We start from the raw sequence: 13406 nt of genomic DNA, 5'->3' as shown, positions 1-13406 counted from the left end.
CTTGCGTGCCCTAGCGGTCCGGCGCTCAAGCCTCGTGCTTGGTGCCGAAGATCTTGTCGCCGGCGTCGCCCAGGCCGGGCAGGATGTAGCCGACCTCGTTGAGGCGCTCGTCGACCGAGGCGGTGTAGACCTCGACGTCGGGATGGCGGGCTTCCAGGGCGCGCAGGCCCTCCGGCGCGGCGACCAGGAACAGGCCCTTGATGCGGCGGCAGCCCGCGGCCTTGAGCATGTCCACGGTCGCGATCAGGGTGCCGCCGGTGGCCAGCATCGGGTCGAGGATCAGCGCGGTGCGCTCGTCCATGCGGCCGGTGAGTTTTTCGTAGTAGCCGACCGGCTGCAGGGTGCGTTCGTCACGCTGCAGGCCGACCACGCCGACCTTGGCCGAGGGGATCAGCTCCAGCACGCCGGTCAGCATGCCCAGACCGGCGCGCAGGATCGGCACCAGGGTGACCTTGGCGCCCTTGATGCGGCGGATGGTGACCGGGCCGGCCCAGCCTTCGATCACCGCTTCCTCGGTTTCCAGATCGGCGGTGGCTTCGTAGGTCAGCAGGGTCGCGACCTCGGATGCGAGTTCGCGGAATTCCTTGGTGCTGTTGCCGGCGCGGCGCATCAGGCCGAGCTTGTGCTGGACCAGCGGATGGCGGACTTCGACGATTTTCATGGGCGGCCTTGTTTGTGTTGCGCCGGCGGGGGCATGGCGCAAGCATTGACGGTAGTGCGACGCGAAGCAAGCCGCGCTTGGGTTGCGCCCTCAATAAAGGGGGAGCCGCGCGGCGCTTGGATTGGCCCCCTTTGGAAAAGGGGACGGCGGCGCGTAGCGACGCGGGGGGTGTTTTTGCTTTTGCTTTTGCGTTCGACGGTGGAGCAAAAGCAAATCCCCCCTAGCCCCCCCCCATTTTCAAAGGGGCAAGCTGCTCAATCGGCGCAAGCGTAGAGGTTATCGCCGTCGGCGAACGCGGCTTCCACGAAGTCCTGCAGCGCGCGCACCTGCGCCGGATCGGCGCAGCGCACGGCCACGCGCGCCAGTTCCGCATTCAGATCGCGCAGTTCGCCGAGCAGGAACGTGGTGTCGGCGTAGTAGTCGCGCATCTTGTGCAGCAAGGGATAGTCGGCGCGCGGTTGCGCGCCGGCCAGCAGCTGCGCGTGCAGGGATTCGTCGATGGCGAAACTGCGCTGCGAGTAGGGCGCGTCGCGGTCGTGCCGGGCCTGGATCAGATCGAGCGCCATGGGCGTGGCGAGTGTTCGCGAAGGACCGCGGCGTCGCCGCCGCGGCCGCTACGCGCGTCGGCTCAGGCCGTGCGCACGTACTGGATTTCGACGCCTTCGCCGCTGCCGATGGCCGCGCGCAGCACGGTGATCAGCGAGCCGGCGTTGAGATGGTCGATCTCGATCATGTCGACGGTGGCGTGGTCGATCCAGTAGTTCTGGTCCTTGCTGTCTTCTTCCTCCAGCGCGGCGACCAGGATCTGCAGTTCCTCTTCGCTGATCTCGCCGATGTCGGCGCCGGTGTCCTTGTTCGACAAACGGATCATTCCGCGTACTCCCATCAAGTCAGCGCTGAGTGTAGGCAAGCCCGCGGCGTGCGGGAAGCGGCCTGCGCGCGCTTTCCGCCGTTTGCGAGGCTCAGGCCGCGGCGGCCTGCTGCGCGCGCGGGCCTTCCTTGAGCGCGCGGCCCACCATCGACACCAGCAGGTCGATCTCTTCGCTGGTGATGGTGAAGTTGGGCGTGAAGCGCAGCGAATTGACGCCGCCGTGGATCACGCCGATGCCGCGCTCGCGCAGCCATTCCTCGGTGGAGCCGGCGCCGAAGCACTTGAACTGCGGCGCCAGCTCGCAGGAGAACAGCAAGCCGGTGCCCTGGACCTTGGTGATCAGGCCGCCGAGTTCGCCCTTGAGCTTCTCCAGCTTCTGCAGCGCCTCGGCGCCGCGCGCGCGGATGTTCTCGCGCAGCTCCGGCGTCACCTGCGACAGCACCGTCACCGCCACGTCCAGCGCGCGCGGATTGGTGGTCATGGTGTTGCCGTACAAACCCTTGCGGTACAGCGAGGCGGCGCGTTCGCCGACCGCCAGCACCGACAGCGGGTACTGGCCGGCGTTGAGCGCCTTGGAGTAGGTCTCCATGTCCGGCGCGTCCAGGCCTTCGAAGCCCGGGTAGTCGATGATCGACAGCACGCCGTGCGCGCGCAGGCCGGCCTGGATCGAGTCGATCAGCAGCAGCGAGCCGTGATCGCGGGTGAGCGCGCGCGCGGCGGCGTAGAACCCCGGCGGCACGCCGCGGCCCGGGTCGCCTTCGCCCATCACCGGCTCCAGGAACATCGCCTCGATGAACCAGCCGTTGGCGTCGGCGTCGGCGAAGACCTTGTTGAGCGCGTCGATGTCGTAGGGCTCGACGGTGATCACCGAGTCCTCGTTGCGGAAGCTGGCCAGGTACTGCACGTAGGCCTTGCGCGAGGAATCCGAATACAGCGCCGGGCGCTCGGTGCGGCCGTGGAAGCTGCCCTTGACCACCACGCGCTTGATCGCGCGGCCGGCGTACTTGGCGCCCGGGTCGGTCATCAGCTTGGTGTTGACGTCGGCGATGCGCGCGGCCAGCGACACCGATTCCGAACCCGAGTTCAGGCACAGGAAGCGCGCGTAGGGGCAGCCGCCGCGCTCGACGCCGATGGCGCCGCGCAGGGCGCGCTCGAAGCGCAGCTGCGACAGCGACGGGGTCATGATGTTGGCCATCGCCTGCGGCTTGGCCATGGCCGCGATCACCGCGCCCGGGGTGTGGCCGAAACCGAGCATGCCGTAGCCGCCGGAGTCGTGCAGCACCGCGCCCTTGAGGGTGACGATCCACGGGCCGCGCGCGACCAGCGCGACGTAGGGGTTGACGCCGTCGTCGGTGTAGAAATTGACGTAGCCGCCCTGGATGGCGCGGATCTGCGCGTCTTCGTCCAGGTCCAGCAGGTCGGCGATGTCGGCGCGCACGGCCTCGTATTCGGCGGCGGCGGCCTCGATGGCTTCGATCAGCTCCGGATGGCTGGCGGCGAAGCGCGCCACGGTGGCGTCGTCCAGGCCGGTGGTGCGGCGCGCGCCGGCATGGGCACGCAGCGGCGCGAGAGGGCTGAGCAGGGTCATCGCAAGATCTCCAATGGTCGTCGGCAGTCCGGCCGAAGCATCGTGGGATGAAGAACAGGCCCGGCCTCCGTGGCCGGGCGCTCGCAGTTGCAGCGCCCCGGGTTTGTTGTCGGGTCGCCAAGCGCCGCCCTTCATGCAGGTCGAAACACGCATGGGCTGAAACGAGTAAACCCGCAGCGGCCTGCCAAGGCAGGCGGCGCCGTGAGTGTTTTTCGTTTCAATTCAATAGCTTGGGTGAGTTTACCACGTCCGCGGCACGGCGATAACCCCCTAAGCGCCCGGGCCGGGTGACAGCTGTCATGGGGCCCCGGTGACGGCGTCCACTGCCGGGCCGCGGGGCGGATCGCGACAGTGAGCGCACCCCGAAGCCGGCCGCGCCGGCCCCCATGGAGCTGCAGATGAACCTTCCCAAACCCCGTTGGCTGAGCGTGCTGGTGCTGGTCGCCCTGAGCGGCGCCGCTGGCGCTGCCGAGCCGGCCGGCGACGGCGGCGACGACGTCGCCATCCGCGACGTGCGCGTGTTCGACGGCCAGCGCATGCTGCCGACCACCACCGTGCTGGTGCGCGACGGCCGCATCGCCGCGATCGGCCCGAAGCTGGCGATTCCGGCCGGCGTGCCGGTGGTGGAGGGCGCTGGCGGCACCCTGCTGCCCGGTCTGATCGACGCCCATACCCACAGCTACGGCGAGGCGCGCCGCGATGCCCTGCGCTTCGGCGTCACCACCGAGCTGGACATGTTCACCGACCACCGCCTGATCGCCGAGGCGCGCAAGGAGCGCGAGGGCCACGCGCGCAGCGACCGCGCCGACCTGTGGTCGGCCGGCACCCTGGTCACCGCCAAGGGCGGCCACGGCACCGAGTACGGCCTGGCGATCCCGACCCTGGACGATCCCGCCCAGGCCGAGGGCTTCGTGCGCGACCGCATCGGCGAGGGCTCGGACTACATCAAGCTGGTGGTCGACGACGGCGCCGCCTACAGCGGCAAGCCGCGCATCCCGACCCTGTCGGACGCGTCCGTGCAGGCCACGATCGCCGCCGCGCACCGGCAAAAGAAGCTGGCGATGGTGCACGTGGCCCAGGTCAAAGACGCGCAGAAGGTGATCGATGCCGGCGCCGACGGCCTGATCCACGTCTACAGCGACCGCGTTGCGGACGAGACCCTGGTCGCGGCGATCAAGCGCCGTGGCGCCTTCGTCACGCCGACCCTGAGCGTGATGGCGACCCTGTCGCGCGCGGGCGAGGGCGCCAAGCTGGCGGCCGATCCGCGTATCGCGCCGATGCTGCAGCCGGCGCAGAAGGACGCGCTGAACCAGACCTTCCCCTTGCCCAAGGACATCGACCAGCACCTGCCCAACGCGCTGGAGAACGTGCGCCGTCTGCATGCGGCCGGCGTGACGCTGTTGGCCGGCACCGATGCCGGCAATCCCGGCACCACCCACGGCGCCAGCCAGCACGCCGAACTGGCCCTGTTGGTGCAGGCCGGCCTGAGCCCGCTGGAAGCGCTGCGCGCGGCGACCTCGGCGCCGGCCGAACGCTTCGGCCTGAGCGATCGCGGCCGCATCGCGCCCGGGCTGCGCGCCGACCTGGTGCTGGTCGACGGCGATCCCGGCACCGACATCACCGCCACACGCGCGATCCGCACGGTGTGGAAGAACGGCTACAGCGTGGCGCGCGTGGCCGACAAGCCGATGCCGCGCGTCGGCGTCGGCGCGGTCGAGCTGTCGCGCGACGGCCAGCCGTCGCCGAACTGGTCGGCGACCACCGACCAAATGATCGGCGGCCGCTCGCAATCCAAGCTGGCCGTCGGCCGCGGTCGCGACGGCGGTGCGGCGCTGGAAGTGGCCGGCGAAGTCGTCGCCGGGTCGCCCAACGCCTGGGCCGGCGCGATCCTGTTCCCGGGCGTCGAGCCGATGGCCGCCACCGATGCCGGCGGCGTGCGCGAACTGGTGCTGCGCGTGCGCGGCGACGGCAAGCCGCTGACCCTGCTGGTGTTCTCCGGCGCCGACATGTACGGCCGCCCGGGCATGCAGCAGGTCGAAACCGGGAGCGAGTGGCGCGAAATCAAGGTGCCGCTGGCCAGCCTGCCCAACGTCGACCTGAGCCGCTTGCGCGGCATCTCGCTGGCGGCGGCCGCGCCGGGCCCGTTCGCCTTCGCCATCGAGGCGGTGGAACTGCGCTGAGCCGTGGCACCGGTCGCGCGCGTCGGGTCCGCCTCCCTCGGCCCGCCGCGCGCGACCGGTTTTTTGCGTTTCGCAACGCGCCACCCTGAACTTTTGGCGCCGGATTACTTACAGTCGCGGCAGCGAAGGAAACACCGAATGCGCATCAAGGCCCTGATCCAAGCCCACGAACACCCGCCGGTCTGGCGTTGGGTGTCGTTGCTGTATCTGATCTTCGCGTTCGTGCCGTTGTTCTATTGGCCGGTGGTGCCGCTGCGCGCGGTGGCCGTCTTCGTCGGCGCGGCGCTGGTGTTCGTGGCGCTGTACTTCGCCCATCACTACGCGGTCTCGCGGCGCCGGCGCCTGGCGCTGACGCTGGCGGTGGCGGCGCTGGGCTTCCTCACCATGCCGATGGGGTCCGGTGCGGCCTACGTGATCTACGCCGTCGGCATGGGCGCGGCCAGCCTGCCGCCGGTGCGCGCGCTGGCGCTGACCGTGACGCTGATGGCGATCGAGGGGCTGTGCTTCTACCGGTTCCTGCCGGCCGAGGCGATGCCGGTGTCGACCTACGTGATCAACGTGATCGTGGCCACGCTGGTGCTGGTGGGCGTGGTCAGCATCCGCAACCGCGAGCTGCGCAACGCCGAGCTGCGCCTGACCCAGGACGAAGTTCGGCGCCTGGCCAGTCTGGCCGAACGCGAGCGCATCGGCCGCGATCTGCACGACGTGCTCGGCCACACCCTGTCGCTGGTGGTGCTGAAGACGCAACTGGCCGCGCGCCTGTTCGAACGCGATCCGCAGGGCGCGCGCGCCCAGATCGGCGAGGTCGAACGGGTCGCGCGCGAAGCGCTGACCCAGGTGCGCGAGGCGGTGGCCGGGATCCGCGCCAGCGGCCTGCAGGCCGAACTGGCGGCCGCGCGCCTGGCGCTGCTCGGCGCCGAGATCAGCCTCGACCATCGGCTGGCGCCGGTGGAGATTCCGGAAAAGCTGGAGACCGCGCTGACCCTGGCGTTGCGCGAGTCGGTGACCAATGTGCTGCGCCATGCCGGCGCGACCCGGGTCGAGGTGGAGCTGATCGACGAGGCGCGCGGCGGCCTGAGCCTGCTGATTGCCGACGACGGCCGCGGCGGCGCCGGCCGTGAAGGCCACGGCCTGACCGGCATGCGCGAGCGCCTGCGCGCGGTCGGCGGCAGCGTCGAAGTCGACAGTCCGCCCGGCGCCGGCACGCGCCTGCGCCTGGTCCTGCCGCGCGAGGCGTTGGCCGCCGCGCGCCGCGGCGACGACGCGCCGGCGCTGGCGCGCACTTTCAACGAACGGGGAGCGGCATGATCCGACTGGTGCTGGCCGAGGATCAGGCGATGGTGCGCGGCGCCCTGGCGGCGCTGCTGAACCTGGAGTCCGACCTCGAAGTCGTGGCCGCGGTCGGCGACGGCGAAGCGGCCTGGGCGGCGGTGCAGCGGCTGCAGCCGGACTTGCTGGTGACCGATATCGAAATGCCGCGCATGACGGGCATCGAGCTGGCCCAGCGCATGCGCGAATCCGGCCTGGACACGCGCGTGGTGATCGTCACCACCTTCGGCCGCAGCGGTTACCTGCGCCGCGCGCTGGACGCCGGCGTGCGCGGTTACCTGCTCAAGGACGCGCCGGCCGAACAGCTCGCCGACGCTCTGCGCCAGGTCCATCGCGGCGGCCGCGCCATCGATCCGCAGTTGGCGGTGGCGGCCTGGGGCGAGGAAGACCCGCTGACCGAGCGCGAGCGCCAGGTGCTGCGCCTGGCGGGCGAGGGCGTGACCACGGCCGAGATCGGCCAGCGCCTGCACTTGAGCCAGGGTACGGTGCGTAACTACCTGTCCGAGGCGATCGGCAAGCTCGGCGCCGGCAACCGCATCGAGGCCTATCGGCAGGCGCGTCAGAACGGCTGGTTGTAGGGCCAGACCGGTTCCGGCTATCGCGCCTATCCGGCTCCGATGGCCTTCAAGCTCCTGCGTCGCGCTTTTAGCTCCCTCCTTTGGAAAAGGGTGAAGCCGTGCGTTTACGAACCGTAGGTTCGTGTACGGCTAAACGCCGGCAGGCTGTGCCTGTTGGCCAGGCGGGTTGGGGAAGATTCGCTCTTGCTGTTGTTTCTGCTGCTTCTGACCGAAGGTCGAAGGCGTCCGCCTGCTGCGCATGCACGCCCCATTCTCTTGCTCGCGCTCTCTGTAGGAGCGGCGTAAGCCGCGACCGCGAATCCCGGCTATCGAGCCTATCCGGTTCCGATGGCCTCCAGATCCCGGCGTTGCGCTTTTAGCTCCCTCCTTTGACAAAGGAGGGTTGGGGAGGATTTGCTGTTGCTGTTGTTTCGCTGCTTCTGACCGAAGGTCAACGGCTTCCGCCTGCTGCGCATGCGGGTCACTTTCTCTTGCCGGCGCTCTCTGTAGGAGCGGCGTGAGCCGCGACCGCGAATCCCGGCTATCGAGCCTATCCGGTTCCGATGGCCTCCAGATCCCGGCGTTGCGCTTTTAGCTCCCTCCTTTGACAAAGGGTGAAGCCGTGCGTTTACGAACCGCAGGTTCGTGCACGGGTGAACGACAACAGGCTGTGCCTGTTGGCCGGGCGGGTTGGGGAGGATTTGCTCTTGCTGTTGTTTCTGCTTCTTTTGACCGAAGGTCAAAGGCTTCCGCCTGCTGCGCATGCGGGTCACTTTCTCTTGCTGACCCAAGAGAAAGTAACCAAAGAGAAGGGTCCGAGCCAGGAGCTCCCGTGTGGCTTCGGTTCTGGCGCCGGGATTTTTCGATAAGACATCCCTGTCTTATCGAAAAACGGCGCGCGTCCTGCGCGCCGCCCTTCGGGTCTGGGAGTGGTCGTGTGGCTTCGGTTCTATGGACTTCAATGCCGGAGCAAACTCAACGGCAACGGCAACGGCAACGGCAACGGCAACGGCAACGGCAACGGCAACGGCGTCCGTCAGGCTTGGTCAGGGCGGCTCGCCCTCCTCAGACTCCCCTCATCCGCTCTGCCTGGCCGCTGTCCAGGCGCGCGGGCGGGCGTTTTTTGCCCCCAGGCCCCTAAGCGGCCGATAATGGCGGTCGCGACGCCGGTGCCTGCCGTCGTCCCTGGCGCCCGGCCGGCTGGCCCGGCCGTACTTCTTCCCCAGACCCGATCGCGGCCTACGCCGCCGACCGAGACGACCCGTTTGAAAAAATCCGATTTCCATTACGAGCTGCCGCCGGAACTGATCGCCCAGGCCCCGCTCGCCGAGCGCTCCGCCAGCCGCCTATTGCAGGTGCCGCGCGCGCCGGCTGCGTTCGAGGACCGCGCCTTCGGCGAACTGCCGCAGTTGCTGGCGCCGGGCGACCTGCTGGTGTTCAACGACACCCGGGTGATTCCGGCCCGGCTGTACGGCCACAAGAGCAGCGGCGGCCGCGTCGAGATCCTGATCGAGCGTCTGCTCGCGGGCGCCCAGGCGCGCGCGCAGCTGGGCGTGAGCAAGTCGCCCAAGGCCGGCGCGCGCATCGCCCTGGACGCCGGCGGCGAAGCCGAGGTGCTGGGCCGCGAGGGCGAGTTCTATCTGCTGCAGTTCCACCTGCACGATCAGCCGCATGGCGATTCGCTGGAAAGCTGGCTGCTGCACGCCGGCCGCCTGCCGTTGCCGCCTTACATCCAGCGCGAGCCCGGCCGCGACGACGACGAGCGCTACCAGACCGTGTTCGCGCGCGAGGTCGGCGCCGTGGCCGCGCCCACCGCCGGCCTGCATTTCGACGAGGCCCTGCTGCAGCGCCTGCGCGAACGCGGCATCGAATTCGGCCACGTCACCCTGCACGTCGGCGCCGGCACCTTCCAGCCGGTGCGCGTGGACAGCCTCGACCAGCACGTGATGCACAGCGAGTGGCTCAACGTCGGCGCCGGTCTGGTCGAGCAGGTGCGGCGCACGCGCGCGGCCGGCGGCCGGGTGATCGCGGTGGGTACGACGGTGGTGCGCGCGCTGGAATCGGCGATGCGCGACGGCGAACTGCAGCCCTACGCCGGCGAGACCCGGCTGTTCATCCTGCCGGGCTACCGGATCCGTTCGGTCGACGCGATGGTCACCAACTTCCATCTGCCGGAAAGCACGCTGCTGATGATGGTGTCGGCCTTCGCCGGCCAGCAGCGCGTGTTCGACGCCTATGCGCATGCGATCGCGCAGCGCTACCGCTTCTTCTCCTACGGCGACGCCATGCTGCTGTGGCCGCAGGCGTGATGCGGCAGGCGTCCGACGCATTCGTTCCGATACGCAGCCCGGACGCCATGGGCCGTTCCGGAGCGCGGCGATACCCCCATGACGGGATAGGGGAGAGGCGTTACGAAATCGCCATGTTCCATCAACCCGCACGCGCCGACCTGCGCATCACCTACACCTCAGGAACCCGCGCATGAGCCGCATGTCTTTCCAACTGCTGGGCAACGACGGCGCCGCGCGCCGCGGCCGCCTCACGTTCCCGCGCGGCACGGTCGAAACGCCGGCCTTCATGCCGGTCGGCACCTACGGTTCGGTCAAGGGCATCATGCCCGAGCACGTGCGCGATCTCGGCGCCGAGATCATCCTCGGCAACACCTTCCACCTGTACCTGCGCCCGGGCCTGGACGTGATCGGCGACCACGGCGGCCTGCACGGCTTCGCGCGCTGGAACGGCCCGATCCTGACCGACTCCGGCGGTTTCCAGGTGTTTTCGCTCGCGCACCGCCGCAAGATCACCGAGCAGGGCGTGACCTTCGCCTCGCCGGTGGACGGCAGCAAGGTGTTCCTGGGGCCGGAGGAGAGCATGAATATCCAGCGCGTGCTGGATTCGGACATCGTGATGATCTTCGACGAGTGCACGCCGTACCCGGCCACCGAGGAGGTCGCGCGCAAGTCGATGGAGCTGAGCCTGCGCTGGGCCGAGCGCTCCAAGAAGGCCCACGAGGGCAACGACGCGGCGCTGTTCGGCATCGTCCAGGGCGGCGTGCACCACGAGCTGCGCACGCGTTCGGCAGCCGGTTTGAAGGAGCTGGGCTTCGACGGCTACGCGGTCGGCGGCCTGGCCGTGGGCGAGCCCGAGGCCGAGCGCAACGCGATGCTTGAACACACCTGCCCGCAGCTGCCGCAGGACCGTCCGCGCTATCTGATGGGCGTGGGCCGGCCCGAGGACCTGGTGGAGTCGGTGGCGCGCGGGGTCGACATGTTCGACTGCGTGATGCCGACCCGCAACGCCCGCAACGGCCACTACTTCACCGCCCAGGGCACCGTGCGGGTGCGCAACGCGCAGTACGAACGCGACCTGCGCCCGATCGAGGAAGGCTGCGACTGCTATGCCTGCGCCAACGGCTTCAGCCGCGCCTACCTGCGCCATCTGGACCGCTGCAACGAGATGCTGGGGCCGATGCTGGGCACCCTGCACAACCTGCGCTACTACCAGCGCCTGATGGCGCAGATGCGCGCGGCGATCGAGCAGGGAACCTTTGCCGCCTTCCGCGACTCCTTCTACGCCGCAAGGCTTTAAGAGATCGTCCGCCCGCATAGCGGGCGGACTCTTTGCCCCCCTCTCCCGCGCAGCGGGGTGAGGGGCCGCGTTTGCGAGCCACTGGCTCGCGCGGCACCGAACGCCCGACCGCTCTGCGGTCGGGCCGGGGTGGGCAGGGGTGAGGGCCCCCGCGCAACCCCGACCTTTCCGTTCGGGGGCGCACGCTCTGGTGCCAAAGCCTATTCCAAGGCCTTCGCACCCGAGCCGGCCAGGCTCTCCACCCCAAAAACCGTGCGCCAGGGCCCATTCCGGGCCCGCCCATGGCCCCGATCCGGCCGTGGCATAATCCCCGGCTATTTTCGTTTCAGGACTTTCGTACATGAACCTGCTCGACCTTCTGATCGCTCCCGCTCACGCCCAGGCTGCGGCCGGCGCGCCCGCCGGCGGCGGACTGTTCGGCGGCGGCCTCGGCGGCCTGCTGATGCCCATCATCCTGATCGCGATCATGTACTTCCTGATGATCCGCCCGCAGATGAAGCGCGCCAAGGAACACCGCGGCATGCTGGAAAAGCTCGCCAAGGGCGACGAAGTGCTGACCAACGGCGGCATCGCCGGCACCGTGACGGACATCGGCGAGAGCTTCATCACCATCGAAGTCGCCGACAACGTGCGCATCCGCGTGCAGAAGGGCGCGATCGGTAACGTACTGCCCAAGGGCACCTTGAAGTCGGCCTGAGCCGGCGCCACGACACTTTGAAGCACGGCGGCCGGGGTGGCCGCCGCAGGGGCAATCGATGCTGACTTACTCGCGCTGGAAATATCTGGCCATCCTCGTAGTCTTGCTGCTCAGCGCGCTGTATGCGTTGCCTAACGTGTTTCCGCAGGATCCGTCGGTGCAGGTCACCTCGGCCCGCGGCGCGGCCGTGGACGAAGCGCTGCGCAAGCGCATCGTCGACACGCTGGGCAAGGCGGGCGTGCCGACCAAGTCGGTGGCGATCGAAAAGGAAGGCAACCTGCTGGTCCGCCTGACCAACAACGACAGCCAGACCAAGGTCGCCGACTTGCTGCGCGATCCGCTCGGCAGCGACTACGTGGTCGCGCTGAACCTGGCCTCGACCGTGCCGGGCTGGCTGGAGACGATCAAGGCCAAGCCCATGCAGTTGGGCCTGGACTTGCAGGGCGGCGTGCACTTCCTGATGCAGGTCGACCAGAAGTCCGCGCTGGACAAGCGCCTGGACGCCACCGCCGAAGACGTGCGGGTCAGCCTGCGCGACGGCCGCGTGCGTTACGAGTCGGTCGAGCGCCGCGCCAACAACAGCATCGTCGTCACCGTCGCCAATGCGGCCGACGCCGACAAGGCGCGCGAGATCGTCGCCAAGGGCCAGCCGCTGCTGGTCCAGAACGTGGTCGGCAACACCGTCGAGATCCAGGTGCCGGAGGCCGAGCTGCTGCGCATGCAGGCCGAGGCGGTGGAGCAGAACGTCGGTACCCTGCGCAACCGCGTCAATCAGCTCGGCGTGGCCGAGCCGATCATCCAGCGCCAGGGCAACGACCGCATCGTGGTCCAGCTGCCCGGCATCCAGGACACCGCCCAGGCCAAGCGCATTCTCGGCGCCACCGCCACGCTGGAATACCGCGGCGTGGTCGAGGGCGACGCCCAGGAAGCCCTGCGCAGCGGCAGCGTGCCGCCGGAAGCGCGCATCTACTTCCGTCGCGAGACCGGTCCGGACGGCAAGCCGATCCCGATCCTGCTCAACAAGCGCGTGATCGCCTCCGGCGACCAGCTGATCGGCGCCACCGCCGCGTTCGACTCGCAAAGCGGCACGCCCGCGGTGCAGATCCGCCTGAACGGCGTCGGCGGCCAGCGCATGTTCGACTACACCACCGAGCACGTCGGCAAGCCGATGGCGGTGGTCTACATCGAGCGCATCCCCGAGGTGCGCACGGTCGACGGCAAGGAAGTGCGTTCGACCCGCATCAGCGAGGAAGTGATCAACGTCGCCACCATCCAGGGCGTCTTCAGCAAGGAATTCAACACCAACGGCCTGGGCAGCCAGCAGGAAGCCTCCGACCTGGCCCTGCTGCTGCGCGCCGGTTCGCTGGCCGCGCCGATGGACTTCATCGAAGAGCGCGTGGTCGGCCCCAGCCTGGGCGCCGAGAACGTCGCGCGCGGCTTGAAGGCGGTCAGCTTCTCGTTCGCCTTCGCGCTGATCTTCTTCCTGGTCTACTACCGCATGTTCGGCGTGATCACCTGCCTGGCGCTGCTGATCAACCTACTGATGGTGGTCGCGCTGATGTCGCTGTTCGGCGCCACCATGACCCTGCCGGGCCTGGCCGGCATCGCGCTGACGGTGGGCATGTCGGTCGACGCCAACGTGCTGATCAACGAACGAATAAGAGAGGAGTTGCGTGCCGGCCTGCCCGCGCAGGCGGCGATCGCCAGCGGCTACGAACACGCCTCGGGCACCATCATCGACGCCAACGTCACCGCCTTCCTCGCCGGTCTGGCGATGGCGGTGTTCGGCACCGGTCCGCTGCGCGGTTTCGGTATCACCCTGATGCTCGGCATCGCCACCTCCGCCTACACGGCGGTATCCGTGTCGCGTGGCATCGCGACGCTGATCTACGGCGGTCGTCGCAAGCTGAAATCGATCGCGATCTGACGGAGCAC

11 protein-coding genes are annotated in these 13406 nt (G+C 69.0%); 7 read left to right on the top strand and 4 right to left on the bottom strand.

The features are described from left to right. Window positions 1-25: 25 nt before the first annotated feature. From upp to LVB77_RS15600, 4 genes are all read right to left on the bottom strand, one after another. Complete coding sequence (gene upp, locus LVB77_RS15615; protein ID WP_232907007.1) at window positions 26-661, bottom strand: uracil phosphoribosyltransferase; 636 nt, start codon at window positions 659-661, stop codon at window positions 26-28. Between the two features lie 254 nt (window positions 662-915). Continuing rightward, entirely contained in the window at window positions 916-1227 is a 312-nt protein-coding gene (locus LVB77_RS15610) for a hypothetical protein (protein WP_232907006.1), read from the bottom strand. A 62-nt stretch (window positions 1228-1289) separates the two neighbouring features. Further along, entirely contained in the window at window positions 1290-1532 is a 243-nt protein-coding gene (locus LVB77_RS15605) for a hypothetical protein (RefSeq protein WP_232907005.1), read from the bottom strand. A gap of 91 nt (window positions 1533-1623) precedes the next feature. Next, on the bottom strand, window positions 1624-3120 hold the full coding sequence (locus tag LVB77_RS15600; protein ID WP_232907004.1) for an aminotransferase class III-fold pyridoxal phosphate-dependent enzyme: 1497 nt from the start codon (window positions 3118-3120) through the stop codon (window positions 1624-1626). A gap of 398 nt (window positions 3121-3518) precedes the next feature. On the opposite strand from LVB77_RS15600, the gene LVB77_RS15595 reads away from it, so the two are divergent. The 7 genes from LVB77_RS15595 to secD all read left to right on the top strand — a co-directional run bounded on the left by LVB77_RS15595 (window position 3519) and on the right by secD (window position 13398). Further along, complete coding sequence (locus LVB77_RS15595; protein WP_232907003.1) at window positions 3519-5300, top strand: CIA30 family protein; 1782 nt, start codon at window positions 3519-3521, stop codon at window positions 5298-5300. A gap of 138 nt (window positions 5301-5438) precedes the next feature. Next, window positions 5439-6608, top strand: a complete 1170-nt coding sequence (locus LVB77_RS15590) for a sensor histidine kinase (protein WP_232907002.1) — start codon at window positions 5439-5441, stop codon at window positions 6606-6608. Further along, window positions 6605-7207, top strand: a complete 603-nt coding sequence (locus LVB77_RS15585) for a response regulator transcription factor (RefSeq protein WP_232907001.1) — start codon at window positions 6605-6607, stop codon at window positions 7205-7207. The genes LVB77_RS15590 and LVB77_RS15585 overlap by 4 nt, the downstream gene beginning before the upstream one ends. 1244 nt (window positions 7208-8451) lie before the next feature. Further along, window positions 8452-9495 (top strand): tRNA preQ1(34) S-adenosylmethionine ribosyltransferase-isomerase QueA, encoded by a 1044-nt coding sequence (queA, locus tag LVB77_RS15580; protein ID WP_232907000.1) that lies wholly within the window; start codon window positions 8452-8454, stop codon window positions 9493-9495. A 172-nt stretch (window positions 9496-9667) separates the two neighbouring features. Beyond that, on the top strand, window positions 9668-10774 hold the full coding sequence (gene tgt / locus LVB77_RS15575; RefSeq protein ID WP_232906999.1) for a tRNA guanosine(34) transglycosylase Tgt: 1107 nt from the start codon (window positions 9668-9670) through the stop codon (window positions 10772-10774). 340 nt (window positions 10775-11114) lie between these two features. Next, window positions 11115-11471 (top strand): preprotein translocase subunit YajC, encoded by a 357-nt coding sequence (yajC, locus tag LVB77_RS15570; protein WP_232906998.1) that lies wholly within the window; start codon window positions 11115-11117, stop codon window positions 11469-11471. A gap of 58 nt (window positions 11472-11529) precedes the next feature. Further along, the gene (gene secD, locus LVB77_RS15565; RefSeq protein ID WP_232906997.1) at window positions 11530-13398 is read left to right on the top strand and encodes a protein translocase subunit SecD; all 1869 of its coding nucleotides are present in this window, start codon (window positions 11530-11532) and stop codon (window positions 13396-13398) included. Window positions 13399-13406 lie beyond the last annotated feature (8 nt).

The sequence above is a fragment of the Lysobacter sp. 5GHs7-4 genome, assembly GCF_021284765.1.
Taxonomy (GTDB): Bacteria; Pseudomonadota; Gammaproteobacteria; order Xanthomonadales; family Xanthomonadaceae; genus Lysobacter.
This window is presented reverse-complemented; position numbering and strand designations above follow the sequence as displayed.

Excerpts from the sequence above, each read along its gene's own strand:
- upp (WP_232907007.1), bottom strand. The coding sequence starts at position 661 with ATGAAAATCGTCGAAGTCCGCCATCCGCTGGTCCAGCACAAGCTCGGC.
- LVB77_RS15610 (WP_232907006.1), bottom strand. The coding sequence starts at position 1,227 with ATGGCGCTCGATCTGATCCAGGCCCGGCACGACCGCGACGCGCCCTAC.
- LVB77_RS15605 (WP_232907005.1), bottom strand. The coding sequence starts at position 1,532 with ATGATCCGTTTGTCGAACAAGGACACCGGCGCCGACATCGGCGAGATC.
- LVB77_RS15600 (WP_232907004.1), bottom strand. The coding sequence starts at position 3,120 with ATGACCCTGCTCAGCCCTCTCGCGCCGCTGCGTGCCCATGCCGGCGCG.
- LVB77_RS15595 (WP_232907003.1), top strand. The coding sequence starts at position 3,519 with ATGAACCTTCCCAAACCCCGTTGGCTGAGCGTGCTGGTGCTGGTCGCC.
- LVB77_RS15590 (WP_232907002.1), top strand. The coding sequence starts at position 5,439 with ATGCGCATCAAGGCCCTGATCCAAGCCCACGAACACCCGCCGGTCTGG.
- LVB77_RS15585 (WP_232907001.1), top strand. The coding sequence starts at position 6,605 with ATGATCCGACTGGTGCTGGCCGAGGATCAGGCGATGGTGCGCGGCGCC.
- tgt (WP_232906999.1), top strand. The coding sequence starts at position 9,668 with ATGAGCCGCATGTCTTTCCAACTGCTGGGCAACGACGGCGCCGCGCGC.
- yajC (WP_232906998.1), top strand. The coding sequence starts at position 11,115 with ATGAACCTGCTCGACCTTCTGATCGCTCCCGCTCACGCCCAGGCTGCG.
- secD (WP_232906997.1), top strand. The coding sequence starts at position 11,530 with ATGCTGACTTACTCGCGCTGGAAATATCTGGCCATCCTCGTAGTCTTG.